Here is a 25,607-nt window from a genome sequence, read left to right on the forward strand (position 1 = left end):
CGCCGGACCCTCGGTCGGCGCCGGCGGCACCGGCGGCGGCGCCGACCCGGCGGACCTGCTGCATCCGGTGGTGACGCACCACATCGTGAACACGCTGCAGTGGCCGGGGCTGCGCCCGTTGCAGGAGGCGGCTGTCGCGCCGCTGCTCGCCGGATCGGACGCGCTGCTGCTCGCGCCGACCGCCGGCGGGAAGACCGAGGCCGCCACCTTCCCGATCCTGTCGCGGATGGCCGCGGAGAACTGGCAGGGCACATCCGTCCTGTACCTGTGCCCGCTCAAGGCGCTGCTGAACAACCTCACCCCACGGCTGGAGACCTACACCGGCTGGCTCGGCCGCCGGGCCGCCGTCTGGCACGGGGATGTGGCCGAGAGCCGGCGCGGGCGGATCCGCCGCGAACGGCCCGACGTCCTGCTCACCACACCCGAGTCGCTGGAGGCGATGCTCGTCAGCGTCCGCACCGACCATCACGGGTTCTTCGCCGGTGTGCGGGCCGTGATCGTCGACGAGGTGCACGCCTTCGCGGGCGACGACCGTGGCTGGCACCTGCTCGCCGTCCTGGAGCGACTGCGCCGGCTCATCGCCGCAGAGCTGCAGGTCATCGGGCTGTCGGCGACGGTCGGGAACCCGGCCGAGCTGCTGCGCTGGCTGCAGGGATCGGGCGCCGGCCGCCGCACCGCCCAGGTCGTCGCACCGGACGTCCCCCTCCAGCGGACCCACGAACCGACACCACCGACGTCCCACAGCGCGGTGCCGGCGACACCGCCGCCGGGTGAGATCGAGCTGGACTACGTGGGCTCGGTGACGAACGCCGCGAAGGTGCTGGCCGCCCTGCACCGCGGCGAGAAACGGCTGGTGTTCTGCGACTCGAGGAAGACCGTCGAGGAGCTCGGCCAGGCGCTGCGGGCGCTCGGCGTGGACACGTTCCTCTCGCACGCCTCCCTGTCCGCGGCCGAGCGGCGCCGCTCCGAGGAGGCCTTCGCGCAGGCCCGCGACTGCGTCATCGTGGCCACCAGCACGCTGGAGCTGGGCATCGACGTCGGCGACCTGGACCGGGTGATCCAGATCAACGCCCCGGCGACCGTCGCGTCCTTCCTGCAGCGCCTCGGCCGCACCGGCCGGCGGCCGGGCACCGTGCGCAACTGCCTGTTCCTCACCCTGTACGAGAGCGCGCTCGTGCAGGCCGCCGGGCTGCTGGCGCTGTGGGGCCGCGGCTGGGTCGAACCGGTCGTCGCCCCGCCCGAGCCACGGCACATCGTCGCCCAGCAACTGCTCGCCTACTGTCTGCAGGAGAACCGGATCGGCGACCGGACCTGGGTCGACGAGTGGAACGGCCTCGCGCCGTTCGACCGCTCGGCGGAACCGATCGTGCGCCACCTCGTCCGCGCCGGCTACCTGGACTCCGACGGCGGCATGCTGTTCGTCGGGCCCGAGGCCGAGCGCCGCTTCGGCCACCGGCACTTCTCCGAGCTGACCGCCGTGTTCACCGCCGCGCCGCAGTTCACCGTCGTGCACGGCCGCGACGAGATCGGCCGCACCGACCCGGTCCTGCTCACCGACCCGGTCGAGGGGCCGCGGCTGCTGCTGCTCGCCGGCCGCAGCTGGCGGGTCACCCACATCGACTGGAAACGTCGCCGCTGCTTCGTCGAACCCGCCGACGGCGGTGGCCGGGCCCGCTGGCTCACCGCCGCCGACGGCGGGATGTCCTTCGCACTGACCAGAGCGATGCGGGACGTCCTGCTCGGCGAGGACCCGCCGGTTCCCCTCACCCGCCGGGCGACGGAACGGCTCGCCGCCATCCGGGAGAACCACCTCGACGTCGTCCATCCGGGCGGCACGGTGATCGCCCGGACGGAGGATCACACCGACGTCCGCTGGTGGACCTGGGCCGGTGAACGCGCCAACCGCACCCTCGCCGCGAGCCTCGGCGACCTTGCCGACCCGCTGCAGTCCCCGACGGCCGCCTACCTGCGCCTGCGCACCGATCTGACCCCGGCCTTCTGGAAGACCGCGACCGCGGACCTGGCCGCCCGCCTGTGCCTGCCGCACGTCACCGAGGACGCCCTCGCGGGCCTGAAGTTCAACACCGCGCTGCCCCCACGGCTGGCCGAGGTCACCCTCGCCACCCGCCTCGCCGACCTGCCCGCCGCGGCGGCGGTCGTGCGCGAGCCCGTCCGCTTCACCCACCGAATCCCCGCGTAGCCCTGCCGAAGCGTGTTCGTCACGAATCCAACGCGGAGCGTTGCCGCAGAGGCGGCTGGCGATCATAAGAATGTCTTATACTCGTCGATGTGTGGGAGATCTTGCTGCACCCGGCGGTCGAGGACTGGTTTCTTGATCTGTGCCGCACGGACCCGACGAGCGCGGACCTGGTCTCCGAGGCCATCGACGTGCTCGCCGAAAACGGGCCAGCTCTGGGTCGGCCGCTCGTGGACCGCCTGAAGGGCAGCATCTATCACCATATGAAGGAACTCCGGCCTGGCTCGGCCGGCTCCACCGAGATCCGTATGATCTTCGTTTTCGATCCCCGCCGCGAGGCGATCTTCCTGGTCGCAGGCGACAAAGCCGGGGCTTGGCGGGAGTGGTACCGGACCGCTATCCCCCTCGCGGACGAACGGTTCACCGACCATCTGACCCGCCTGAAGGAAGAGGACTGAGGGGGACCAGCCGTGAGCCCGTCGAACTGGCGTGAGGTCAAATCCAAGGCCCGCGCCGCTGATCCCACCTGGGACAATGCTGAACGCGTCGAGCGCCGCGCCGAGATGCGCGCACAGATGCTCGCTTCCGTCAGCGGCGCCCAGCTCGCCGAGATCCGCCGCCAACTCGGCGTCACCCAGACCCAGCTCGCCGAGGCCACAGGGCTGACCCAGGCCAGAATCAGCCAGATCGAGAACGGCGGCGCGATGGGCCTCGACACCTTGCGTGCCTACATCACGGGCCTCGGTGGCCACCTGGACGTCGTCGCCCGCATCGGCAACATCCAACTCAACATCGCCTGACCACCACCCCGCCGAAGCTCAGTTCCCCGCCTAGCCCTGTCGGCGAGGCTGGGCACGGCCTATGATCGTGGATCATGAGCTTCCTGGCGCCTGACTACCGGGCGGGCTCGCTCGCTGACGTGATGCCGTCCGTGCTGGCCGGGATGGACGTGCCGGGCATGGCCAACGTCCTTGGGTTGCCGGCGGTGTCCAGGGTGTGCGTGCTGCTGGTGGACGGGCTGGGCTGGCAGCTGCTGCGGGCGCACGCCGACCAGGCACCGTTCCTGACCTCGCTGGCGGCCGGCCGGGAGCCAATCACCGCGGGCTTCCCGGCGACGACGGCGACGAGCGTCTCCGCGATCGGTACCGGAATGCCGCCCGGCGAGCACGGCATCGTCGGCTACTCGTTCGCCGTCGGCCCCGACGAGGTGCTCAACGCGCTCGGCTGGCGCAGCCAGGGCAATGGTGTCGGCGGCGGCGACGGTGACTCGTCGGTCGACCTGCGGGACAGGATCGTTCCCGAGCAGTTCCAGCCCCGCCCGACCGCGTTCGAGCGGGCCGTCGCCGCCGGGGTGGCCGTGCGGCTCGTTGGCCCGGCGCACCATGACGGCAGCGGCCTGAACCGCGCGGCACTGCGCGGCGGGCGGCACCGCGCGGCCCACGCCCTGGGTGATCTCACCATCGGGGTGCGCGACGAGCTGCGCGGCCCCGTCCTCTGCTACGCCTACCACGGCGATCTCGACCTGCTGGGGCACCGGTACGGGCCGGGCAGCGATCCGTGGCAGGAGCAGCTGGCCGTCGTCGACCAGCTCGCCGCCAGGATCGCCGCGGGCCTGCCGCCGGGCGGCCTGCTGGTGGTCACCGCCGATCACGGCATGGTGGCGGTCGCCGAGCAGGACCGGGTGGACGTCGACACCGAACCGGCGCTGCTCGACGGCGTGCGCCTGTTCGGCGGTGAGGCGCGCATCCGGCACCTCTACACCCACCCGGGCGCGACGGACGACGTGTGGCGCGCCTGGGGCGAGATCCTCGGTGAGCGGGCGCTGGTGTTGCGCCGCCACGAGGCGATCGAGGCGGGCTGGTTCGGCCCGCGGGTCGCCGAGCACGTCCGGCCCCGAATCGGCGATGTCGTCGTCGCCGCGCAGGGAACTCTGGTCATGATCCGTTCGAGCGTCGAACCCCGGTCGAGCCGCTTCGCCGGCCACCACGGCTCGCTCACCGCCAGCGAACAGCTCATCCCGCTGCTGACCGCCTCGAACTCGCGCTGACATCCAGCCCCCGGATGTGGACGGTGACGCTGTGGCTACGGTTACCGCATGCAGTCGCCATCGCTCCGCCCACCGGCACAACGGGTCATGCAGGCCACCGTCGCCGGTGAGCGCGAAACCCTGGAAGCGTTCCTCGACTTCTACCGGGATGTGCTCGTCCACAAGGTGCGCGGAATCGGTGACACAGAGGCCGGGCGCCGGCTGCTGCCCTCGCTCACCACACTCGCCGGCCTGGTCAAACACCTGACCGTGGTGGAGCGGCACTGGTTCCACCGCATGGCCGGCGGCGGTTCCGAGGCGACGGCGGATGACGAGGGGGACGCCAGCTGGGCACTCGCCGACACCGACACCGTCGAGTCTCTGCTGGCGGAGTATGACCGTGCGTGCGCGCTGTCCCGAACGATCGCGGACGGGTACGCGCTCGACGACGTCTTCGCCCACCCCAACGCATCGCAGGTGTCCCTGCGATGGATCTACATCCACATGATCGCGGAAACGGCTCGGCACACCGGCCACGCGGACATCGTGCGCGAACTGACCGACGGTGAGACCGGCGTGCTGGGTTAGCAGGCCGACAGGGCCCGTTCGCGCGGGACGGTCAGCCTGCGGCCCGGTCAGGCCCGGTCAGGCCCGGTCAGGCTGGGTGGCCGGCAGTCGGGACACCACGATCACGGTGGTTCCCACGACCCGGCGGAACCAGAATCGTGGGCGTTCCTCGACCGGGTCGTCCATGACTATCCCGGACCGAACGGCAGTATCCCGGCCTCCCGCCCGGCGGGGCAGGCAGGACCTTCCGAGCCGGCCGAAGCACGCACTGCAGGCGGTTCGGAGCCCTTGTCCCTCTATGTTGGTGGGGTGCTCAGGGGAACCCGGCGTGCCCGTCCGCCCCGGCGGATGTGGCCGCTGTACGCGGCCGGGTTCACCACCGCGTTCGGAGCGCACGGCATCGCCGCCAACCTCGGTGGCTTCTCCGACGACGTGGTCACCTCGCTGCTCGTGCTCGGCGGTCTGCTCGCCCTGTATGACGGCGCCGAGGTGCTGCTCAAACCGGTTTTCGGCAGCCTCGCCGACCGGGTGGGCGCCCGTCCGGTGCTGCTCGGCGGGCTCGTCGCGTTCGCGGTCGCCTCCGCGGTGTACGCCGTCGCGGGCAGTGCCGGCTGGCTGTGGGCCGCCCGCCTGGGTCAGGGCGCCGCGGCCTCCGCGTTCTCACCGTCGGCCTCGGCGCTGGTCGCCCGGCTCAACCCGGCGGCGAAGCACGGCCGGGCGTTCGGCTCCTACGGCTTCTACAAGTCGATCGGCTACACCCTCGGGCCGCTGCTCGGCGGGGTGCTGGTCTGGGCCGGAGGTCTGCGGCTGCTGTTCGCGGTGCTGGCGGTCCTCGGTGTGGCGGTCGCGGTGTGGGCGGCGGTGGCCGTTCCGGTCGTGCCGCCGCTGCCACGGGCCCGGCAGACGGTGCTGGACCTCGCCCGGCGGCTGACCAGCCCGGACTTCCTCGGCCCGACCGCCGCGTTGGCGGCGGCGACGGCCGCGCTGTCGGCCGGGGTGGGGTTCCTGCCCGTCTCGGGCCGTGCGGCCGGCCTCGGCACGGTTGCCACCGGTGCCGCCGTCTCCGTTCTCGCCGCCTGCGCGGCGGTCGTCCAGCCGCGGACCGGGCGGGCGCTCGACCAGGGGCGGCTGACGGCCCGCGCCGGCACGGCCGCGGGCCTTGCGGTCACCGCCGCCGGACTGGCCGGCGCGATGCTGCCGGGCCTGGCCGGTGTGCTGATCAGTGCCGCCCTGATCGGTGTGGGCACGGGCCTGATCACCCCGCTGGGCTTCGCGGCGCTGGCCGCGAGCACCCCCGCCGAGCGCCTCGGCCAGACCATGGGCACCGCCGAGCTCGGCCGGGAGCTCGGTGACGCCGGCGGCCCACTGCTCGTCGCCGCCGTCGCCACGCTGACCACGCTCACCTACGGTTTCGGGGCGCTCGCACTGCTCCTCGCGGCCGGCGCGACTCTCACCCTCGCGACCAGCCAGGCCACGGTGCCCGCCGCCGGGACGGAGTCGTGACGAGCGGAGTCGCGACCGGTCGGGTGACCTCGCGCCTCTGACAGGCCGGACGACCGTCATCGGCCTCAGCCTTGCTGCCACCGGTGACGGGCCGGTCGACGAATCCATGTGCGGCGGAGACGACGACCCGTCCGGCGGCTATGTCGCAGAGCTGGTGCGGACTCGATCTGGCGCCCGCATCAACATCGAGTGGGGTCCGCCGGCCGGGGGCCGCGACCCTGGTCACACTCCGTCCTGGAGCGCCCGCTCCGCGGCGTCAAACTGCCCGGCACGACACCGTCGCCTGGTCACGGCTCCCCAGCCTGGAGCGGGTAGCCCGATCCCGGCGCGACCGCTCCCTGATCTTGAGTGCGGGTCTCCCCACATGCGGTTCATCCGAGGTTTCGTTGCTTTGGCGTCCAAAACTTCCTATATTGACGTCGATGTTGCATATAACGCGGAGCAGTGAGTGCGATCCGTATCGTGAAGATGTCGATGCGTATCGGGCGGCCCTCGAGACGTGGCTGGCCACCCGGCCACCCGTGTTCGAGGCCGCGGCGCGCCCCATCGCGTCCTACGAGCAGCGGGTGGCGGTGAGCTGCGCGCTCATGCAGGTGCTGTTCGACCAGGACTGGGCCCGCTACGGCTGGCCCGAGCACCTCGGCGGGCTCGGCGGGGACATCCGCCACCGGGCGGCGATGTGGGAGGCACTGGCGCGCCACGGGCTGCCCGCGATGGCCCTGTTCGAGCACCTGGAGATCCTGGCTCCGACGCTTGTCGCCCTGGGAGACCCGGGCCTCATAGGTCAGCTGCTGCCCCGGTTCCTGCGCGGCGAGCAGCTGTGGTCGCAGGGCTTCTCCGAGCCGGAGGCGGGCTCCGACCTCGCCAGCGCCCGCACGCGCGCGGTGGCCGTCGACGGCGGTCACGTCATCACCGGGCGGAAGATCTGGACGAGCTGGGCGCGCTACGCGAGATGGTGCCTCGTCCTCGCGCGCACCGGGACGCCGCAGGAGCGCCACCGCGGGCTGAGCGCGTTCGTCGTCGACCTGACGCATCCGGGTGTCGAGGTCCGGCCGATCGAGCAGGCCAACGGCACCGACGAGCTCGCCGAAGTCACGTTCGACGAGGTCCCTGTCGGGCCGGAGCGGCTGGTGGGCGAGCTGGGTGGTGGCTGGCGGGTGGCGATGCACATCCTGGCCCATGAGCGGGGCACCTTCGGCTGGTACCGGCACAGCTTCCTGAACCGGCAGCTGCTCGAGAACCGGGAGCAGGGCACACCGGCCGGCGACGCGCTCCTCGGCAACGCGCTGCTCGACCTGGCGGCCGTCCGGGCCGCCAGCGGTGCGGCGGTGCGGGCCCATGCCGCGGGCGGCACGCTCGGCCCGCGGGCCGCGTTCGTGAAGCTGATGCTCGCCGCCAGCGAGCAGGCGGTGAACGACTGGACGCTGGCGAGCGTCCCCGACCTCGCCGTCGCGCCGAACGATGATCACACGGCGGTGTGCCGACAGGACTACCTGTTCTCCCGCATCGTCACCGTCTACGGAGGATCTCAGCAGATGCAGCTCGACACCATCGCCAAGCAGATCCTTCGACTTCCATGACCCGCGGCGGTGACGTCGGGGACCTGCAGGAACAGGCCGACCAGGAGTTCCTCGACGCGGCCTGCCTGGCCCTGCGTGCCCAGGCCGACGCCAGCCCGGACGGCGCCGGCGCGGGTGACGCCGCGGTTGGCGGTGCGGTTGACGATGCGCCGGGCACCCGGAGTGACCCGCTGCGGGAGCTGGGGTGGTTCGACCTGCTGCCCGAGCTGGGCGACCGCGACGCCCGCGTCGCCGCACTGACGCTCTTCCGCGCCCAGGGCCGGGAGCTGGCCGGTACCCGTGCGCTCGGTGCCCTGCTGGCCCAGCCCTTCCTCGCCGCGGCGGGCCTGCCCCCCGACGCCGCCGTCGCGACGATCAGCCGCACCTCGGCCCGTCAGGGCAAGCGGCTGATGGTCGTCGGGGACGTCGCGGACCCGGCCGGCGCGATCGGCATGGCCGGCACGGCGCTGCTCATCGACCGGCCCGGGCACGGGGCCGCGGTGGTCCCGGCCGACGAGATCGAACTGTGGCCGGTGGCCGTCAGCGGGCGCCTCGAGCTCCATGAGGTGATCCACGGGCCGGCGGACTGGGTTCCCACGGTCGACGAGGAGCACGCCGCCGTCGCCAGGGCCCGCGCACGGTTCCTCGGACGTCTCGCGGCAGCCCTGGAGATCCTCGGCGCGGCCGAGGGCGCGCTCGCTCTCGCCGTGGCCTACGCCCGCACCCGCGAGCAGTTCGGCCGGCCGATCGGCACCTTCCAGGCCGTGCGCCATCTGCTGGCCTGGGCGCAGACCGACTGCGTCGCCCTGGAGAAGGTCACCACCGCCGCGGCGGCCCTCGACGGGGTGCAGGCGGCGCCGCCCCGCCACGACGAGGTCGTCAAGGCTCTGGCGGGCCGCAACGGCCGGCGGGTCTGCGAGCGGGCGCTGCAGGTGCTGGGCGGGATCGGGTTCACCAGCGAGCACACCCACCACCATTTCCACAGCCGGGTGCTCGCCCTCGACGCGCTGCTGGGCACGTCGGCCGAGCTGACCCACGGCCTGGGAGCCTGGCTGCGCGAGGCGGACGACGACACGACCGCGTCGGCGCTGTGGACCGCGCCGCGGCTGCCGCTGCTGCCGAGCAAGAGCTGAGGATCCTGGTCGCCGGCACGACCAGAATCCTTCACTCTTCGGGCGGGCCGGGCGGGCCGGGTGCCGGTGGGGGAGCGGGCGCTGTCAGTCGCTCGCGCGGACTCCGAGCGCGTTCGCCCACAGGATGGTGAGCTGCTCGACCGCGTTGTCGAGGGTGAAGCCGGCGCTGTTGTCGGTGTTGAACAGCAGGTCGGCGAAGTAGGCGACCATGCCGCCGAGGGCCTGCGCGGCGTAGGCGGGGTCGACGGTGCGGTCCGCGATGCCGGCGTCCTGCATGGAGGCGACCCGGCGTTCGATGGAGCGGGCGAAGACCTCGTGGCGCTGCAGGCGAATCTTGTGGACGTCCTCGTCGAAGGTCGCGACCTGCTGGATGACGTGCATGATCTTGGCGCTGGTCGCGTACGTCTCGAGGTAGTGCCGGTTCGCGGCGCGGATCCGCTCGACCGGGTCGGCCGTCGAGGTGGAGGGCTCGGGGCTGAGCAGGTCGAGCTCGACGGAGTCGACGACCTCGCGGAAGATCTCTTCCTTGGACACGAAGTACGTGTAGAAGGAGCCGTGCGAGAAGCCGGCGAGGTCGCAGATGTCGGCGACCCGGGCGTGCAGGAAGCCGTCGCGCTCGAACACGGTGCGGGCGGCGTCGACGAGCTGGCTGCGTGTCTGGCGGCCGCGGCGGGTGCGGCCGGTGCCGCGCCGCTTGCCGACCTCCTGGTCGTCGCGGGCCGGGCGGGGGGCGATGGGGGTGGTGGTCCCGTGTTGCGTGTGCTCCGGCACGGCGGCTCCTCGTGGCGTATGTCAACCGGCTCGGCCGGCGGTGCCGGAACCTGGTGACCAGTGACGGGTCAGGGAGGCCCGGCCTCGGTGGCCGGATCGCACCAGTCCCCTCCCGGGACGTCCGTGTCATGGTGCACGAACATTCAGTTCGACGTCGATATTGTAGATGTGGCGTTGGCAACGGTTGACGCGGCGATGATCGTAACTGTCGGCGTGTCGCCGCCGGGCCCGGACGGCCCGGCCGGCGTCAGCCATGTTGTCCCAGCCCGCTGTCCTGGTCCTGCCGTGCTCAGTGCGGGTGGTCGTGCAGCCGTTCCGCGAGATCGCCGGCATGCGCCGCCGCGTCGCGGGCGAGGGTGGAGCGCACGATCTTTCCCGAGGCTGTGCGGGGGAGTGGTCCGTCCCAGCGCACCAGCTGCTCGGGCAGCTTGCGGATGGCGAGACCACCGGCGCGCAGATGCGTCAGGACGTCGTCCAGGGTGACGGTGGCACCATCCGCCACGACGACCGCGACCGCGAGCCGTTCGCCGGTCGTGGCGTCGGGAAGCCCGAAGGACGCGAACTCGGTCACCCCCGCCAGGCCCTGCACGGCGGCGTCGATCTCGCTGAGCGCGATCTTCAGGCCGTTGCGGTTCACGACCTCCTTGAGCCGCCCGACGACGGTGAGCCGGCCGGAGTCGGTGTCGATCTGGTCGCCGCTGCGGTACCAGTCGCCCTCGAAGGCGGCCTCGTCATCGGCCGGGTCGAGGTAGCCGAGGAAGACGTTCGGCCCTCGCAGCAGGCCTTCCCGGGGGTGCGCGGCGGAGCCGACGCGTACCTCGCCGCCGGGCATGAGCGCGCCGTCGTCCGCCAGCCGACGCTCCAGCTCGTCGGAGGGCAGGCTCCCGGAGAAGTTCGGCGCCTCGGAGGAGCCGTAGACCCGGGCGATCTCGATGCCGAACGTGCGCGACGCCAGCTCGAGCAGCGGGCGCGGCAGCATCGAGCCACCCAGCGCGAGCGTCCGCAGGCCGATACCGACGCCGTTACCGGAGTCGGCCTCGGCGTCGCCCTCGGTGTCTCTGCCGGCACCGGAGTCGCTGCCGTCGTCTGTGCTCGGCGTCGCGCGGGTCGCGGCGGCGAGCAGCCGTTCGGCGATGACCGGCGCACCGCCGAGCAGTGTCGCGCCGACGTCGTTCAGCCGGCGCAGGGTCGCCGTCGGCTCGAACCGGTCCTCCAACACGAGCGCTCCGCCCTGGTCGGCCGCGAGATGCAGCTGCATCAGGCCGGTGATGCTGGTCAGCGGGCTGACGAGGAACACGACGGCGCTCTCGTCGGCGGAGGTGATGCGCGCCATGTTCGCGGCACCGGCGGTGAGGGTGTTGAGCGAGTGGAGCACTCCCTTCGGCCGGCCCGTGGTGCCCGAGCTGAACAGGATCACCGCCGGCCGATCCCGGTCCGGCTCGGCCCACCGCACCGTGGGCGGGTCGCCGGCCGTGGCCGGCCCGTCGAAGAGGTCCAGGGCAAGGATGTGGGCGGTGGTCAGGGCCTCGCCGAGGCGGTCCCGTTCCCCGGTGGGCACGATGACGAACGGCCGGGACGGCAGGACGTCCAGCGCATGGCGCACCTCCGCGGCCCCGCAGCGCCGGTCGAGCACGACCACGGTGGCCCCGGCCCGCAGCAGCGCGTGGTAGGCGATCACCCCGTGGCGGGTGTTGCCGCTGACGAGCACGACGCCGTCGCCGGCCCGCACGCCGTGGGCGGCGAGCAGGTCCACCCCGGCGGCGACGGCCGCGGCGAGCTGGGCGCAGGTCAGCTCTCGCTCGTTGTCCGCGAGCGCCAGCGCGCCCGGCCGCCGGGCCGCGGCCGCCTCGACACCGTCGGCCAGGCCGCGGCTGTCCCACTGACCATCCGCCCGGTAGCGCTCCGCCAGCTCCGGCGACACCCGCCTCGGCGACGCCACTCCCGGCGACACCGGCTCCGGCGACAGCGGCTCCGGCGACACCGGCTCCGGCGACACCGGCTCCGGCCCGCCGAGGGCCGGCTGGGTGGACGGGTCGCGCGGCTGGTCCGGTCCGGGCTTGTTCCCCACGGCCGTCCCCACGTCAGGCCGATCCGGTCCGGCTCAGCATCCGGGCCAGGTTGCGCTGGAACGCGGGCTCGTCGAAGGACGCGGTCTCGCTGTCGAGCGCGGTGGTCAGCAGCCCCTCGACGGCCCGCCGGATGCCGTCGTTGAGCAGTGCCTTGCTCGCGATGACCGCCTGCGGCGGCAGCGCGGCGATGCGGTCCGCGAGCTCCAGCGCGGTCGACAGGGCGGTGCCCTTCGCCACGACCCGGTTGGCCAGCCCCAGTGCCAGTGCCTCCTGCGCCGGGATCCGGTCACCGAGCAGAATGAACTCCTTGGCGCGCAGCAGGCTGGTGAGCTGTGGCCACATCAGCGCACCGCCGTCGGCGGCGACCAGGCCCAGCATGACGTGCGGGTCGGCGAAGTACGCCTGCTCCTCGACGACGACGAGGTCGCTCATCGAGGCCAGGCTGCAGCCGAGCCCCACCGCGGGGCCGTTGACGGCGCTGACGATGGGAACCCGTACGGAGGTCATCCCGCGGACGATGTCGGCGGCCTCCGCCATCACGTCGGCCCGCAGCCGCGGGTCGCGGACCATGCGGTCGAGCAGGCCGAGGTCGCCCCCGGCGGAGAAGGCGCCACCGGCGCCGGTGAGGACGACGGCGCGGATGTCCGGGTCCGCGGCGAGCGCCGGCCACAGCTCGGCGAGCGCGCGGTGCAGGCTCTCGTCGGCGGCGTTGTAGGCGTCGGGGCGGTTCAGCGTCACGACTCGCACCGCACCGCGGGCCTCGACGATCAGCGGACTGCTCGGTTCCTCGCGCTCGCTCACGTCACTCCCTGGAGATCACACGAATGTCGACGTTGCTTCGAGGTTGGCATTTTCCTATATTGACGTCAACATTGCATATAGCTTACTGGTATCGGCTGCGACCCGTTGTGTGACGGTGTGTACGCGCTGCTACCGCCACCGTGACCGCAACCGCGACGAACCACCGCCTCGGGCCGGCGGATCAGCAGATCAGCGGGCCCATGGGCCGGCGGACCAGCCAGGGAAGGATCTCCATGCCGTCGAGTGTGTCCCCGTATCCGATTTTCGATGCGGACAACCACATGTACGAGACCGAAGAGGCGTTCACCAAGTTCCTGCCCGAGCGGTACCGGTCGGCGATCCGCTACGTGCAGGTCGAGGGCCGGACGAAGATCGCCGTCAAGGGGCAGATCAGCGACTACATCCCCAACCCCACGTTCGAGGTCGTCGCGCGACCCGGCGCGCAGGAGGACTACTTCCGCAACGGCAACCCGGAGGGCAAGTCGTACCGGGAGATCATCGGCAAGCCGATGCGGTCCATCCCGGCCTTCCGGGAGCCGGTGTCGCGCCTGGCCCTGCTTGACGAGCAGGGCATCGAGCGCTCGCTGATGTTCCCGACCCTGGCGAGCCTGCTCGAGGAGCGCATGCGGGACGACGTCGAGCTGACCCACGTCGTCATCCACGCGCTCAACGAGTGGATGTACGAGACCTGGCAGTTCAACTACGAGAACCGGATCTTCTCCACTCCGGTCATCACCCTGCCGATCGTCGAGAAGGCGATCGAGGAGCTCGAGTGGGTGCTGGAGCGCGGAGCGCGCGCGATCCTCATCCGGCCCGCGCCGGTGCCCGGCCCCGGCGGCTCCCGCTCCTTCGGGCTGCCCGAGTTCGACCCGTTCTGGAAGCGGGCCGAGGAGTCCGGCGTGCTGGTCGCGTTCCACTCGTCCGACAGTGGCTACAACCGCTACACCCAGGACTGGGAGGGCGCCAACCGCGAGTACCTGCCCTTCCAGCCGGACGCCTTCCGGATGATCAGCCAGTGGCGCCCGATCGAGGACACCGTCTCCGCGCTGATCTGCCACGGTGCGCTGTCCCGGTTCCCGCGGCTGAAGGTGGCCATCGTCGAGAACGGCGCGGACTGGGTCGCCCCGCTGATCAAGTCGCTGAAGAACGCCTACAAGAAGCACCCGCACCTGTTCCCCGAGGAGCCGGTGTCGGTGCTGCGGCGCAACATCCACGTCAGCCCGTTCTGGGAGGAGAACATGGCCGAGCTCGCCGGCCTGCTCGGCGTGGAGCGCGTCCTGTTCGGCTCCGACTACCCGCACCCGGAGGGCCTGGCGGACCCGGCCGGCTTCTTCAGCGAGCTGACGGACCTCACCGAGGAGGAGAAGGCCCTCATCCTCGGCGGCAACCTGTCACGGCTGATCCCGGTATGACGAGTTCCGGATCGGGCCTGGGGGAGAGCGACCTCGCAGAGGTGCTCGCCGCCGTCCGCGCGTTCGTGCGGGAGCGGGTGGTGCCCGCGGAGGCCGAGATCGAGGAGACCGACGCCATTCCGGCCGCGCTGCGGGCCGAGGCGGCGCGGATGGGCCTGTTCGGCTTCGCCATCCCGGCGGAGTACGGGGGCCTGGGCCTGTCGATGAGCGAGGAGGTCCGCCTCGTCGCCGAGCTCGGGTACACGACGCCGTCGTTCCGGTCGATGTTCGGGACGAACAACGGCATCGCCGGGCACGTCCTGCTGGAAGGCGCCACCGAGGAGCAGAGGCAGACCTACCTGCCGAAGATCGCCTCCGGGGAGTGGACGGCGTCCTTCGCGCTCACCGAGGAGGGCGCCGGCTCCGACCCGGCGGGCCTGGCCACCACGGCCGTGCGCAAGGACGACGGCTGGGTCATCAACGGCTCCAAGCGGTACATCACCAACGCGCCGAGCGCCGACGTCCTCATGGTCTTCGCCCGCACCGACCCGGCGGCGACCGGCGGCGACGGCATCAGCGTCTTCATGGTCGAACGCGACACCCCCGGGGTGAGCGTGGCACCCAAGGACGTCAAGATGGGCCAGGCCGGGTCGCTGACGGCCGACGTCCACTTCGACGACGTCCGGGTCGGGCCGGAAACCCTCGTCGGCGGCGAGGCCGGGGAAGGCCGTGGTTACCGCACGGCGATGCGATGCCTCGCGCATGGGCGGATCCACATCGCCGCGCTGTGCGTCGGCATGGCGCAGCGGCTGGTGGACGAATCCGTGGCCTACGCGGCCAGCCGGTCGCAGGGCGGGCAGGTCATCGGCACCTACCAGCTCATCCAGGGGCTGCTCGCCGACTCGGCCACCGACCTGTACGCCGCCCGGGCCCTGGTGACGCAGACCGCCGCCGCGTTCGACGACGGCAGCGACACGCGGATCGGCCCGTCCTGCGCGAAGTACTTCGCCTCGGAGGCGGTCGGGCGCATCGCCGACCGCGCGGTGCAGATCCACGGCGGCGCGGGCTACATGCGCGGAGTTCCGGTAGAACGGTTCTACCGGGACGCGCGGTTGTTCCGCATCTACGAGGGAACCAGCCAGATCCAGCAGCTCGTCATCGCCCGCCAGCTGCTGCGGGACGCGGCGGCACCGGGAGCGGCGGGCCTGAGGGGAGCGTCCTGATGAAGACCGAGGACATGGTGTTGGTGAGCATCGACGACCACGTCGTCGAGCCACCCGACATGTTCGTCCGGCACGTGCCGGCGAAGTGGGCCGACCAGGCGCCCAAGGTCGTGACGACCGACGAGGGCTTCCAGTCCTGGGAGTTCAACGGCAACCGCACCGGCACGCTGTCGCTCAACGCGGTCGTGTCGTGGCCGGCGGAGGAATGGGGCCTCGACCCCGCCGGCTACCCGGAGATGCGCCCGGGTGCGTACGACATCCACGAGCGGGTCCGCGACATGGACCGCAACGGGATCTTCGGGTCGATGTGCTTCCCGACCTTCCCCGGCTTCAGCGCCGGCAACCTCGGTCGCGGTCGCAACGAGCTCGCCTACGTGATGGTCCAGGCGTACAACGACTGGCACATCGACGAATGGGCGGCCGCCTACCCGGGCCGGTTCATCCCGCTCGCGCTGCTGCCCACCTGGGACACGCAGCTGATGGTCGCCGAGATCCGCCGGATCTCGGCGAAGGGCTGCCCGGCCGTCTCGATGCCGGAACTGCCGCACATCGAAGGCCTGCCCAGCTACCACAACCTCGACCACTGGGGCCCGGTGTTCGCGGCCCTGGCCGAGACCGGCACCGTCATGTGCCTGCACATCGGGCAGGGCTTCGGCGCGCTCAAGCAGCCCTCCGACGCCCCGATCGACAACTTCATCATCCTGGCGACGCAGGTCTCCACCCTCGCCGCCCAGGACCTGCTGTGGGGCCCCGCGATGCGGGACTACCCGGCGCTGAAGATCGCCTGGTCGGAGGCCGGGATCGGCTGGATCCCGTTCTACCTGAGCCGCTGCGACCGCCACTACACCAACCAGAAGTGGCTGCGCCGTGACTTCGGCGGCAAGCTGCCCAGCGAGGTGTTCCGCGAGCACTCGCTGGCCTGCTACGTGACCGACCCGGTGGCCCTCAAGGTGCGCCACGACATCGGCATCGACATCATCGCCTGGGAGTGCGACTACCCGCACTCCGACTCGATCTGGCCGGACGCCCCCGAGCAGGTCATGGCCGAGATGGTCGGCGCCGGCGCCTCCGACGAGGACATCGACAAGATCACCTGGCAGAACTCCTGCCGCTTCTTCAACTGGGACCCGTTCCGCGGCCTGCCGCGGGAGCAGGTCACGGTCGGTGCCCTGCGTGCCAAGGCCACCGACGTCGACACCGCCGTGCGCCCGCGCAAGGAGTGGGCGGAGCTCTACAGGCAGCGCCACGCGGCCGCTGCGGGCTGACCGCTGACTCCGGTTCTGCACCGCGCCGCATCCGCTGCGCCCGCTGGGCCCGGCCGCCATCCCGGCGGCCGGGCCCAGCCGCATTTACGGCGTGGGGTGGTCGGGGGCCCAGCCGTGGTGCAGGTAGGCAGTGTGGCCGAAGCGGCGTGCCTGGACGGCGGCATGAACGCGACGGGCCAGGCGCGGGACGAGGAGTTCGTCGCATTCCGCGGCGGTGCACAGGCGCCACGCACGCAGCTCGCTCTCCTGGAGCCGCAGGCCGCGATCCTGCGATGGGGAGAATGATCCCCCGTCGAAGACGAAGTGGACCAGTGCGGGGCGGCCATCGGGTTGCGGGGGAACCCAGTCGACGGCCAGGAGGCGGCCTGGCTGGACGTCGATGCCGAGTTCCTCCTGGATTTCGCGCCGGGCGGTCTGCAGCGGGTATTCACCGTCGTCCATGCCCCCGCCGGGGATTTCCCAGGTGTCGTCCCGGTAGGTGGGCTGGACCAGCAGGACCCGGTCGGTGGCATCGCAGAAGACTGCTCCAGCGGCGGCGATCACTCGAGGCAGGCGCGCGTAGTAGGCGGCGGTGGGCAGGGGCGGCATGGGCATGCGCCATGACAGCAGGTGCAGCCGGGCCCGTGATTCCCGGGCGAGCGCTCAGCGCCTCGTCTCGTACCTGGTCAGGACCACGCCGCCGGGAAACGTCCGCGTCTCCACCAGGTTCAGGTTCACCCAGCTGTCCAGCGCGGTGAAGAACGGCGTGCCCCCGCCCGTCAGGACCGGATGGGTGACCACCGCGTACTCGTCGATCAGCCCGGCCCGCAGGGCCGCCCCGGCGAGCGTTGCGCCGCCGATGCTCATCGGGCCGCCGTCCTCGGCCTTGAGCCGGGTGATCTCGGCGATCGCGTCGCCGGTGACCAGGCGGGTGTTCCAGTCGACCTTGTCGATCGTCGAGGAGAACACCACCTTCGGCGTGTCCCGCCAGTTCTGCGCGAACTCGATTTCCGCCGGGGTGGCGCCCGGCAGCTGGTCGCCGGTCGGCCAGTAGGAGCTCATCGTCTCCCACAGCTTGCGCCCATACAGCGCCACGCCGCTCGCCCGGTCCTGGTCGAGCCACCACTGGAACAGCTCGTCGCTCGGCGGCCCGCCCCAGCTGATGTCATCGCCGGCCGCCGCGATGTAGCCGTCCAGGGTGAGGTTCATGCCGTAGATCAGGTTGCGCATGGCGCCAGCCTTCCGTGAGTCGGTCCCAGACGTACAGACCGGCGCGCCGCGAGAAACTCATCGGTGCGCGATCCAGGCCCGCAGGTAGTCCTCATGTTCGGGAAGCCGCAGCGATCGCTCGCTCGGTTGCTTTCCTAGGGGTACTAGGATATTCCTAGAGCCCCTAGGAATCTGGAGGATGCATGGCGCGAGCCGGGCTCACGGTGGAGCGGGTGACGGTCGCGGGCGCCGATCTGGCGGACGAGGTCGGGCTCGGCCAGGTGACCATGTCGCAGGTGGCTCGGCGTCTCGGGGTGAGAGACGCGAGCCTCTACACGCATGTCCGCAGTCTGAAGGATCTACAGGGGCGGATCGCGCTCCTGGCAGCGGACGAGAAGTCCATCCAGATCGCGGAGGCGACCGCCGGACGGGCAGGCAAGGATGCGCTGGTCGCGTTTGCGAACGCCTGGCGGGCGTACGCGCACCGGTATCCGGGGCGCTACCTGGCTACGCAGACCCCGATCCAGATCGCCCCCGAGCTCGCCGCGCAGGCGCCCGGCCCCCGGCGTGCCGTCGAGCTGACCTACGGCATGCTGCGCGGCTACGGCCTGGCCGAACCCGACCTGACCGACGCGGTCCGGCTGCTGCGCAGCACGTTTCACGGGTTCGTCGCACTGGAGGCCGCGGGTGGTTTCGCGCACGAGCGTTCGCCGCAGCAGTCCTGGGTCCGCACCCTCGATGCCCTGCACGCCCTGCTGGAGCACTGGCCACCGGCGGAGGAAGGACACTCCTCATGACCGAGTCGACCATCGGAAGGCTGCGTGTGCACGGTGCGACCCTGCACTACGAAACACGCGGCCAGGGCCCGCTCCTGCTGCTGATTCCCGGCGGGACGGGTGGTGCCGCCGCCTTCGACGGCATCGCCGACAACCTGGCTGCCGAATACACCGTCGCGACCTACGATCCGCGCGGCATGTCCCGTAGCCTGCTGGACGACCCGGAGGCGGAGCAGCGCGTCACCGAGCACGCCGACGATGCCTTCCGTGTTCTGCAGATGCTGTCGCCCGGCGAGCCCGTGAGGGTGTTCGGCGCCAGCTCAGGCGCCATCGTCGCCCTTGATCTGCTCTCCACTCATCCGGAGCGGATCGAGCGCGTCGTGGCACACGAGCCGCCGGTCGTGGAGCTCCTGCCGGACGCCGCCGAACACCGCGCTCTGATCGCCCGAGTGCAGGAAACGTTCCAGAGGCAGGGCCTCATGCCGGCCATGGCGGTGTTCGCTGCGGGGCTGGAGAGAAACGGTGGCGCCGCGCCGAAGGCCGAGGCCGACCTTCCTCCCCAGTCGGCGGCGCGAGCCGAGCAGACAATGGCCAACCTGCCCTATTTCGTCGGACGCATCGTGCCCAGCTTCATGTCCTATTCTCCGGACGTCCAGCGGCTGGAACCGCTTTCCGAGCGCCTCGTGCTCGCCTGCGGCCAGGACTCGCACGGCGAGCTTCCGTATCGTGCGGCCGCCTTCCTGGCCGAGCGACTCGGCGCGGAGCCGTGGCACTTTCCCGGCGGGCACGTCGGCCTGACCACGCACCCCGCCGAGTTCAGCGAACTACTGCGGAAGGCTCTCGTGCCCAGGTGATTTCGGCTTCTGTCCCACTGCTATTGGCGAATCGAAGTCGCTGGTCGTCCCCGCCCGTTTCAGACCAGGCGGTGGCCGCCGTCGATGTGCAGCACGGAACCGGTCATGAACTCGTTGCACAGAACGGCGAGGTAGGCCTGCGCGAGGTCCGCCGGGGTGCCGATTCGTCCGGCCGGGAGGCGGTGCGCCATCGCCGCGAGCGCGGCTGACCGGTCGACACCGGCGAGTGTGTCCCAGACCGGGGTGTCGACCCAGCCGGGGGAGACCACGTTGACGCGGATCGGCGCGAGTTCGAGGGCGAGCGCGTAGGCGAGGGATTCCAATGCCCCGTTCGCGGCGGCGACGACCGAGCCACTGACCGACGGCCGGTAGGCGGCGATGCCGGAGGTGAAGGTGAGGGAGCCGCCTGGGAGCAGGTACGGAGCGCAGTGTTTGGCCACCAGCCAGGGGCCGAGCACCTTCGTACCGAGAAAGCCCTGAGCGCCCTCGACGCCGATCGTGGCGATCGGCCCGCTGGCGCCCGTCCCGTCGGCGGCGGTTGTGATGACGTGCTGGACGGGCCCCGCTTCCTGGAAAAGCCGCTCGACGTCGCTCTCCCGGGAGATGTCCGCCGCAGCGGTGCGGACAAGTGCTCCCGAGTGGTCGAGGGCGCCCAGCCCGCGGGAGGCGGCAGCCAGCCGGCTGCCGGAACGCGACACCACGGTCACCTCAGTGCCCGCGCGTACCAGTGCCTGCGCGAGCCCAAGCCCGATCCCGGAGCTACCTCCGATGATCAACACCGGTCCGTGAGGCGTGGGCGTGGGCGTGGGCGTGGGCTGGCTGGACGGGGCCGGGTTGGCGGGCGGTGTCGGGTTGGCGGGCGGTGTCGGGGCGGAGGCCGAAGTCGTCATGCCGCCCAGACTGGCGACAGGCCGCCGGCCCGACGAGACCGTGCTGAACCCGGTGATGCCGTTCCAGGGTGTGACAGGGCCAGGTAACGGGCCCGGCCGGCAGGCCGTGGGCTGACACAATCGATCGATGACCGACGACCACGGGATGGGAGCCTTCCTGCGGGATCGGCGGGCCCGGGTCCAGCCGACCGACGTCGGGCTTCCCGGCGGGCCGGGCCGTCGGCGCACCCGCGGCCTTCGGCGGGAGGAGCTGGCGGCGCTGGCCGGGGTGAGTGTCGACTACTACACCCGGATCGAGCAGGGCCGTGAGACCGCGCCGAGCGACGCGGTGATCGATGCGCTCGCCCGTGCACTGCGCCTCGACGACCACGAGCGGGTGTACCTGTTCACCCTGGCCGACAACGCGGCCCACCGGGCACCCCGGCAACCGGTGACGCCCAGCAGCGTCGTCCGGCCCGGCCTGGCTCAGCTGCTGGAGTCGGTGCGGGCGAACCCGGCGTTCGTCCTCAGCCAGCTCAACGACATCCTGGCCGCGAACCCGGAGGGCCTGGCCCTGCTCGCCGGGATCGAACGGTGGCCGGAGGGGCGGCGCAACCTCATCCGCTACGTCTTCGGGGACCCGAATGCCAGGACCGTCTTCGTCGACTGGGAGCGGACCGCCCGCAACACCGTCGCCCACCTGCGCGCGGTCAGCGCCACGAGCCTGTACGCGGCGAGCCTGACCGCGCTGGTGGAGGAGCTATCTGCCAGCAGCGCGGAGTTCGCCGAGTTGTGGCGGACCTATGACGTGCGGGTCAAGACGGGTTCCGAGATCCGGTTCCGGCATCCGGCCGTCGGCGAGTTCAGCCTCCGCTCGGAGATCCTCGGGCCCGGCCCGGACGGTCAGCGTTTCGTCGTCTACCAGGCCGCGCCGGGCAGCCGGGACCAGGACGCTCTCGTCCTGCTGGCCATGACGATCGACGGTGGCAGCGGCGAGCGCGTCACCAGCTGAGACCGGACCTGTGTCGGGTCAGTGAACGAGCCCCTGGTACCCCCAGCGGGGGGTGGCGCCGGGATCGCCCAGGTCGGTTCCGACGGGATCCTGGGAAATCTCCTGGGCGATGGCGGTGCCCCACTCGAAGTACTCCATGAGCGTCGTGGCCAGCTCCGGCCCGGCGGGTAGAACCTCGCCGATCGCGTCAGCCATCAGGTCCAGCCAGCGTTGGCGGTGCTCGTCGCGGATGCCGAGGCCGAGATGGCTGCGCAGCAGTGCCTGATGCCCGCCGAGGTGGGCGGAGAAGTCCGCCGGGCCCCCGAAGACCTCTCCCAGCCAGACGGCGACATGGTCGAGGTGGGTGGGTGTGAAGTGCGCGAACACGGGTGCGAGCACCTCGTCCGCGAGCACCCGGTCGTAGAACGCCCCGGACAGTCGCCGTAGGCCGTCGAGTCCGCCGACGTCGTCGTAGAGCGAGGAGCTCATTGTTTCCTCCAGAGGGACGGCTGTTGCCAGCCTCCCGGAAGTCCTGACGGACCGGAACGACTTTCGCCGGTCGCGGATTCGCCGCGGGCGAACGACCACCGGCCCAGCGGTTGTTCCGGGTTCGGCCGATGAGCCGATCTGATGAGCTGATAGCTGATGAGCTGATGACGAGGCAACCTGTTGAGGAGGTCCGGTGGCCGACGAGGCGCTGGTCGATGTCGACGGCAACGTCATGGTCATAACGCTGAACCGGCCGGCGGTGCGCAACGCGTTCAACCGCGCGGCCAGCCAGGCGGCGGCGGACGCGTTCCGGGAGTTCGACGCCCGCCCGGATCTGAGAGTGGCCGTGCTGACCGGCGCGGGCGGCACCTTCTCCTCCGGCCAGGATCTCAGGGCATTCGCCGACGGCGAGGTCGCCGAGGTCGAAGGTGGGCTGGCCGGCATCACCGGCGCGCCTCCGCGCAAGCCGGTGATCGCGGCAGTCGAGGGCTATGCCCTGGCCGGCGGCTTCGAGGTTGCGCTCGCCTGCGATCTCATCACGGCGGCGTCCGACGCGGTTTTCGGCCTGCCCGAGGTGCGCCGCGGCCTGGTCTCCGGAGCCGGCGGTCTGCTGCGGCTGGCCAGACGCATCCCGTACCACACGGCGATGCGTCTCGCCCTCACCGGCGCGACGCTGCCCGCCCCGCAGGCCTATGAGTACGGCCTGGTCAGCACCCTCACCGAGCCGGGTGAGGCACTGGCGGCTGCGCTGGACCTCGCTGCCGAGATCGCGGCCAACGCTCCGCTGGCCGTCATCGGCAGCAAGGAGGTCGTCGCCGGATCAGCGCAGTGGAGCGCCGACGAGGCCTGGCAGAGGCAGCGGAAGATCATGAAGCAGGCCGCCCGGTCCGCCGACGCACGTGAAGGCGCGATCGCCTTCACGGAGAAGCGCCCGCCGATCTGGCGCGGCGAATAGCAGGCGCCGTGACGTCCCGGACGGCCGGTGTTTCGTTGAATCAGAAGATGGTGCCGACGTCCTGCGTGACGATTCTGGCCATGCTGTGTTCGGCGAGGGCGGCGATGGTCATGGACGGGTTGCACGCGCCGGTGGAGCCGGGTATGCGGGCGCCGTCGAGGACGTAGAGGCCGCGGTGGCCGACGACGCGGCCGGTCAGGTCGACCGCCGAACCCATGGGGACGCCGCCGAGGGCGTGCCAGGTCGAGTTCTCGGTCAGGTTGGTGTCGATCATGATGCCGCCGCCGGTGAGGGCAAGGCCGGTCATGCGCGCGGAGATCAGGGTCTGTAGTGCGGTGTCGGCGCCGACAGGCCAGGTCAGCACGGCGTCGTCGGTGGCCGCGTCGTAGGCCCAGGTGCCGACGGCGGGGACGATGCCGAAGCCGACGACGGTCATCAGGCGCTGGATTCCGGCGATCAGCGGCGGCGCCCCGGCATGGATGATCTTCAGGGGGATGGGGCTGGTCGTGTCGGTGGCGCCGACACAGGCCGGGCCGCCCTGGGTGGCGCCCGGGTCCTGCCACATCCCGATCCATTCGTAGATGCGGTCGCCGTTGTTGCCCCACTGGGTGCCGACGGAGTCCGGCAGGTTCGGGATGAGGTTCTTGGCCTTCGCCTTGACGAGCAGCCGGGTCGTGCCGGGGGAGCCGGCGTTGAGGAAGACCGCGTTCGCGGTGATGATCTTGCGTTCCTGGGTGACACCGGCGGTGTCGATCCGGTCGACGGTCAGGGTCCATTTGTTGTTGGCGGCGAGGGCGATGTCGCGGACGACGTGCAGCGGCTGCACCGTCACCTTGCCGGTGGCCTCGGCGGCGGCCAGGTAGGTGACGTCGATGGAGTGCTTTCCACCGTTGTTCACGCCGAAGGCGATGTCGCTGTTGGTGTAGGCGGCGTTGTAGGTGCCGTTGAGCTCACCGCGCACGTAGTTCCAGTCGACGGGCAGCGGCACCTTGAAGGTCTTCAGCCCGAGATTGCGGGGGGCGACGTCCAGGAAGATTCTGGAGGATTTGTAGGGTGCCGCGTTGAGGACGTCGTCGGGAACGGTGGAGACCCCGAGCATCGACGCCACGGTGGGGTACCACGTGCTGTTCAGCTCGTCGTACAGGCCGGCGGCCATGGGCATGGAGCGGGTGAAATCGGATTTGGTCGGCTGCAGCGTCATGCCGTGGTACATGAGTGACCCGCCACCGACCGCGGCGCCGCAGTTGACGGTCATGTTGTTGCCTTTGATGACCTCGAGCACCCCGGTGTAGAGGGGCCAGGTCTGGTTGGCGCCGCCGGTGAGGCTCGCGATGCTCGGTAGCGGGGGTGTGGGGGAGAGCCAGGCCGACCGGTTGTCGAGGTTCGCGAGGGTGGCGAAGGTGTTCGAGTTCGGTCCGGTCGGCCACCGCAGGCCGCGTTCGAGGACGAGTGTGGGTACCCCGGCCTTGGCGAGGCGCAGTGCGGTCACCCCGCCGCCGAAGCCGGTGCCTACGACCACCGCCCGTGCGCTCACCTCGGTCGTCGTCACCGCTCGCGCCGGTGACGCGCTGGCGACCAGGCCGCCGAACGCGGCCGTGCCGACACCTACGGCCGCGGCCCCGACGAACTTCCGCCGGCTGAGGCCGGTGGAGTCACCCGGAACGGTGGTCTCGGGTAACTGTGCTGCTGTGCTGGGCATTTTGCTCTCCGTGTGCATAGAGTTGTTGCGTTCCGTCGCCGTGTGGGCGGAACGTAAGGTACCTTTTTGTCGCGCGCTCGTTCGTACGATGAGTGCTGTTCTCGTGTCGACCTCTGAGGATGGGTGTCGACGCACGAGAAAGGCGGGATGCGCCTCGGTGCTCCTGCTCGCTCAATGCGGCAGGTATTCTTCGCGGGTCGTCGCCGATATGCGATGGACGTATCGGAGAGTTGTCGGATCGTGCACGCTCGGAATGGGCGGCCGGGTCTGGCGGGCAGTGCCAGGTGGGCGCCGCCCGGGGCCGGTGGTGGTGGCAGCCGGCAGTCAATGAGCCCGGTCTGTCTCAGGCCTCGCTATCAGGGGCGTCGCGAGTTGACGTTGACGAAGGAAAATGGCTCGTTCGCGACCCGATCGTGGCCAGGCCCGTCGGCCAACTTGTCCATTATGTATAGAAGATTTGCATGCGGGAGATTTTTAACACGCGATCAGGATGATAGACAAGTGTCCTCGTTGGAGGCGTTCGAGAATCGGTAAACCGGTTTTCTTATCGCATATATTGGATAATTTCCGGTCAAGGGGGTGTGGCAATATCGCGAAAGGCGGCGGGGCCCGGGCCACCGGCATCGGCCAGGTGGCCCGTGTCCATTCGCCGCCTGGCTACCCCCAGGGATCCGGCACCGTCCCGCCGTGTCTGCAATTCACTCAAGAAAATTGCTTGACACTCGGCAAGGGCGGAGGATTTTGGCTGTCCGAACGACCAAAATCCTCCACTCTTGCTTCAAGGCCGCGTAGTTAAGTGATCTCGGTTGCTGTCAAGGGTGTTTGAGGTCAGGGTGTAGGTCGCTCGGTCGGTCTTGTGGAGGAGCCCCTGGCGGGCCCACTGCGACATCCGGGTGCGGAAGCTGTTGATGTTCGTGACGTGGAGGATCCGGGCGATGTCCCGGCTGTGCCAGGCGCGGTGAGGATCGCCGCGCAGGAGGTCCAGGACGTCGGTCGCGGTGGGTGCCGGGCGGTGGGATGGCTGGTCCGGTGCTGTCGGGTCGGTGTCCGGTGGTGGCACGGCGGGCCGGGTGAGCGCCGGGGTGGCTTGCCGGGGTGGTGTCCGGTTGCGGTGGCTGGCCGCGGGTGTGGCGGGGGTGGCGTGGGGGGTGGAGTCGTCGGTGGTCACGGTCGCGATGCTGGTGGTGACCAGTGGCCGGTCGTCTCCGGCGGGCCGGGCGTGGTAGCGGGAGAGGGGGACGTTGGACCTTGCGGGTGCTGTAACGGGCGTCGCCGGGCCGG

24 protein-coding genes and 1 pseudogene are annotated in these 25,607 nt (G+C 71.1%); 16 read left to right on the top strand and 9 right to left on the bottom strand.

Features of this window, described 5'->3' with window-relative positions:
• Positions 1-85: 85 nt before the first annotated feature.
• From FREUN1FDRAFT_RS19755 to FREUN1FDRAFT_RS19790, 8 genes are all read left to right on the top strand, one after another.
• A complete protein-coding gene (locus FREUN1FDRAFT_RS19755; RefSeq protein WP_232295292.1) occupies positions 86-2,200 on the top strand; it encodes a DEAD/DEAH box helicase in 2,115 nt (704 codons plus the stop codon).
• An 89-nt stretch (positions 2,201-2,289) separates the two neighbouring features.
• A complete protein-coding gene (locus FREUN1FDRAFT_RS19760; protein WP_006541921.1) occupies positions 2,290-2,655 on the top strand; it encodes a type II toxin-antitoxin system RelE/ParE family toxin in 366 nt (121 codons plus the stop codon).
• A gap of 12 nt (positions 2,656-2,667) precedes the next feature.
• On the top strand, positions 2,668-2,997 hold the full coding sequence (locus tag FREUN1FDRAFT_RS19765) for a helix-turn-helix transcriptional regulator (RefSeq protein WP_006541922.1): 330 nt from the start codon (positions 2,668-2,670) through the stop codon (positions 2,995-2,997).
• Between the two features lie 74 nt (positions 2,998-3,071).
• Positions 3,072-4,244, top strand: a complete 1,173-nt coding sequence (locus FREUN1FDRAFT_RS19770) for an alkaline phosphatase family protein (RefSeq protein WP_006541923.1) — start codon at positions 3,072-3,074, stop codon at positions 4,242-4,244.
• Between the two features lie 87 nt (positions 4,245-4,331).
• Positions 4,332-4,811: a DinB family protein gene (locus tag FREUN1FDRAFT_RS19775; protein WP_006541924.1), complete on the top strand. Its 480-nt coding sequence runs from the start codon at positions 4,332-4,334 to the stop codon at positions 4,809-4,811.
• Positions 4,812-5,138: 327 nt separating this feature from the next.
• Positions 5,139-6,293: an MFS transporter gene (locus FREUN1FDRAFT_RS19780; protein WP_035952468.1), complete on the top strand. Its 1,155-nt coding sequence runs from the start codon at positions 5,139-5,141 to the stop codon at positions 6,291-6,293.
• A gap of 422 nt (positions 6,294-6,715) precedes the next feature.
• Complete coding sequence (locus tag FREUN1FDRAFT_RS19785) at positions 6,716-7,873, top strand: acyl-CoA dehydrogenase family protein (protein ID WP_006541927.1); 1,158 nt, start codon at positions 6,716-6,718, stop codon at positions 7,871-7,873.
• Complete coding sequence (locus tag FREUN1FDRAFT_RS19790; RefSeq protein WP_006541928.1) at positions 7,870-8,985, top strand: acyl-CoA dehydrogenase family protein; 1,116 nt, start codon at positions 7,870-7,872, stop codon at positions 8,983-8,985. Before FREUN1FDRAFT_RS19785 ends, FREUN1FDRAFT_RS19790 begins: the two co-directional genes overlap by 4 nt.
• A gap of 84 nt (positions 8,986-9,069) precedes the next feature.
• On the opposite strand, the gene FREUN1FDRAFT_RS19795 is transcribed toward FREUN1FDRAFT_RS19790, so the two are convergent.
• The 3 genes from FREUN1FDRAFT_RS19795 to FREUN1FDRAFT_RS19805 form a co-directional block, all read right to left on the bottom strand.
• A complete protein-coding gene (locus tag FREUN1FDRAFT_RS19795) occupies positions 9,070-9,756 on the bottom strand; it encodes a TetR/AcrR family transcriptional regulator (protein ID WP_006541929.1) in 687 nt (228 codons plus the stop codon).
• Positions 9,757-10,045: 289 nt separating this feature from the next.
• A complete protein-coding gene (locus FREUN1FDRAFT_RS19800; protein ID WP_006541930.1) occupies positions 10,046-11,836 on the bottom strand; it encodes a class I adenylate-forming enzyme family protein in 1,791 nt (596 codons plus the stop codon).
• A gap of 1 nt (position 11,837) precedes the next feature.
• On the bottom strand, positions 11,838-12,626 hold the full coding sequence (locus tag FREUN1FDRAFT_RS19805; protein WP_006541931.1) for an enoyl-CoA hydratase/isomerase family protein: 789 nt from the start codon (positions 12,624-12,626) through the stop codon (positions 11,838-11,840).
• Between the two features lie 233 nt (positions 12,627-12,859).
• On the opposite strand from FREUN1FDRAFT_RS19805, the gene FREUN1FDRAFT_RS19810 reads away from it, so the two are divergent.
• The 3 genes from FREUN1FDRAFT_RS19810 to FREUN1FDRAFT_RS19820 are packed head-to-tail and all read left to right on the top strand — an operon-like array spanning position 12,860 to position 16,505.
• A complete protein-coding gene (locus FREUN1FDRAFT_RS19810; RefSeq protein ID WP_006541932.1) occupies positions 12,860-14,038 on the top strand; it encodes an amidohydrolase family protein in 1,179 nt (392 codons plus the stop codon).
• Positions 14,035-15,240, top strand: coding sequence for an acyl-CoA dehydrogenase family protein (locus FREUN1FDRAFT_RS19815; RefSeq protein WP_006541933.1), 1,206 nt, complete (start codon positions 14,035-14,037; stop codon positions 15,238-15,240). The genes FREUN1FDRAFT_RS19810 and FREUN1FDRAFT_RS19815 overlap by 4 nt, the downstream gene beginning before the upstream one ends.
• Positions 15,240-16,505, top strand: a complete 1,266-nt coding sequence (locus FREUN1FDRAFT_RS19820; protein ID WP_006541934.1) for an amidohydrolase family protein — start codon at positions 15,240-15,242, stop codon at positions 16,503-16,505. Before FREUN1FDRAFT_RS19815 ends, FREUN1FDRAFT_RS19820 begins: the two co-directional genes overlap by 1 nt.
• Positions 16,506-16,589: 84 nt before the next feature.
• Here the strand turns inward: FREUN1FDRAFT_RS19820 and FREUN1FDRAFT_RS19825 are convergent, their stop codons facing one another.
• Both FREUN1FDRAFT_RS19825 and FREUN1FDRAFT_RS19830 read right to left on the bottom strand, forming a co-directional pair.
• Positions 16,590-17,099: an NUDIX hydrolase gene (locus FREUN1FDRAFT_RS19825; RefSeq protein WP_006541935.1), complete on the bottom strand. Its 510-nt coding sequence runs from the start codon at positions 17,097-17,099 to the stop codon at positions 16,590-16,592.
• Between the two features lie 48 nt (positions 17,100-17,147).
• Positions 17,148-17,714 carry a dihydrofolate reductase family protein gene (locus tag FREUN1FDRAFT_RS19830; protein ID WP_006541936.1) on the bottom strand — a complete coding sequence of 189 codons (567 nt, stop codon included), beginning with the start codon at positions 17,712-17,714 and terminating at the stop codon, positions 17,148-17,150.
• Positions 17,715-17,896: 182 nt separating this feature from the next.
• On the opposite strand from FREUN1FDRAFT_RS19830, the gene FREUN1FDRAFT_RS19835 reads away from it, so the two are divergent.
• Together FREUN1FDRAFT_RS19835 and FREUN1FDRAFT_RS19840 are read left to right on the top strand one after the other, a co-directional pair.
• Positions 17,897-18,490: a TetR/AcrR family transcriptional regulator gene (locus FREUN1FDRAFT_RS19835; protein ID WP_006541937.1), complete on the top strand. Its 594-nt coding sequence runs from the start codon at positions 17,897-17,899 to the stop codon at positions 18,488-18,490.
• Complete coding sequence (locus FREUN1FDRAFT_RS19840; protein ID WP_006541938.1) at positions 18,487-19,323, top strand: alpha/beta fold hydrolase; 837 nt, start codon at positions 18,487-18,489, stop codon at positions 19,321-19,323. Before FREUN1FDRAFT_RS19835 ends, FREUN1FDRAFT_RS19840 begins: the two co-directional genes overlap by 4 nt.
• Positions 19,324-19,382: 59 nt before the next feature.
• On the opposite strand, the gene FREUN1FDRAFT_RS19845 is transcribed toward FREUN1FDRAFT_RS19840, so the two are convergent.
• Positions 19,383-20,099, bottom strand: coding sequence for an SDR family oxidoreductase (locus FREUN1FDRAFT_RS19845; protein WP_006541939.1), 717 nt, complete (start codon positions 20,097-20,099; stop codon positions 19,383-19,385).
• Between the two features lie 22 nt (positions 20,100-20,121).
• Between FREUN1FDRAFT_RS19845 and FREUN1FDRAFT_RS45220 the strand changes: the two genes are divergently transcribed.
• Together FREUN1FDRAFT_RS45220 and FREUN1FDRAFT_RS19855 are read left to right on the top strand one after the other, a co-directional pair.
• A complete protein-coding gene (locus FREUN1FDRAFT_RS45220) occupies positions 20,122-20,328 on the top strand; it encodes a hypothetical protein (protein WP_006541940.1) in 207 nt (68 codons plus the stop codon).
• Positions 20,329-20,340: 12 nt separating this feature from the next.
• A complete protein-coding gene (locus FREUN1FDRAFT_RS19855) occupies positions 20,341-21,204 on the top strand; it encodes a helix-turn-helix transcriptional regulator (RefSeq protein WP_006541941.1) in 864 nt (287 codons plus the stop codon).
• Between the two features lie 18 nt (positions 21,205-21,222).
• Here FREUN1FDRAFT_RS19855 and FREUN1FDRAFT_RS19860 read toward each other — a convergent pair whose 3' ends face one another.
• Entirely contained in the window at positions 21,223-21,672 is a 450-nt protein-coding gene (locus FREUN1FDRAFT_RS19860) for a group II truncated hemoglobin (protein WP_006541942.1), read from the bottom strand.
• A 193-nt stretch (positions 21,673-21,865) separates the two neighbouring features.
• On the opposite strand from FREUN1FDRAFT_RS19860, the gene FREUN1FDRAFT_RS19865 reads away from it, so the two are divergent.
• Positions 21,866-22,627: a crotonase/enoyl-CoA hydratase family protein gene (locus tag FREUN1FDRAFT_RS19865; protein WP_006541943.1), complete on the top strand. Its 762-nt coding sequence runs from the start codon at positions 21,866-21,868 to the stop codon at positions 22,625-22,627.
• Between the two features lie 40 nt (positions 22,628-22,667).
• Here FREUN1FDRAFT_RS19865 and FREUN1FDRAFT_RS19870 read toward each other — a convergent pair whose 3' ends face one another.
• Positions 22,668-24,326, bottom strand: coding sequence for a GMC oxidoreductase (locus FREUN1FDRAFT_RS19870; protein ID WP_006541944.1), 1,659 nt, complete (start codon positions 24,324-24,326; stop codon positions 22,668-22,670).
• 778 nt (positions 24,327-25,104) lie between these two features.
• Positions 25,105-25,607: pseudogene (locus tag FREUN1FDRAFT_RS19875) on the bottom strand (hypothetical protein); the annotation flags it as partial.

Origin of the sequence: Parafrankia sp. EUN1f (assembly GCF_000177675.1) — a bacterium.
GTDB lineage: Bacteria > Actinomycetota > Actinomycetes > Frankiales > Frankiaceae > Parafrankia.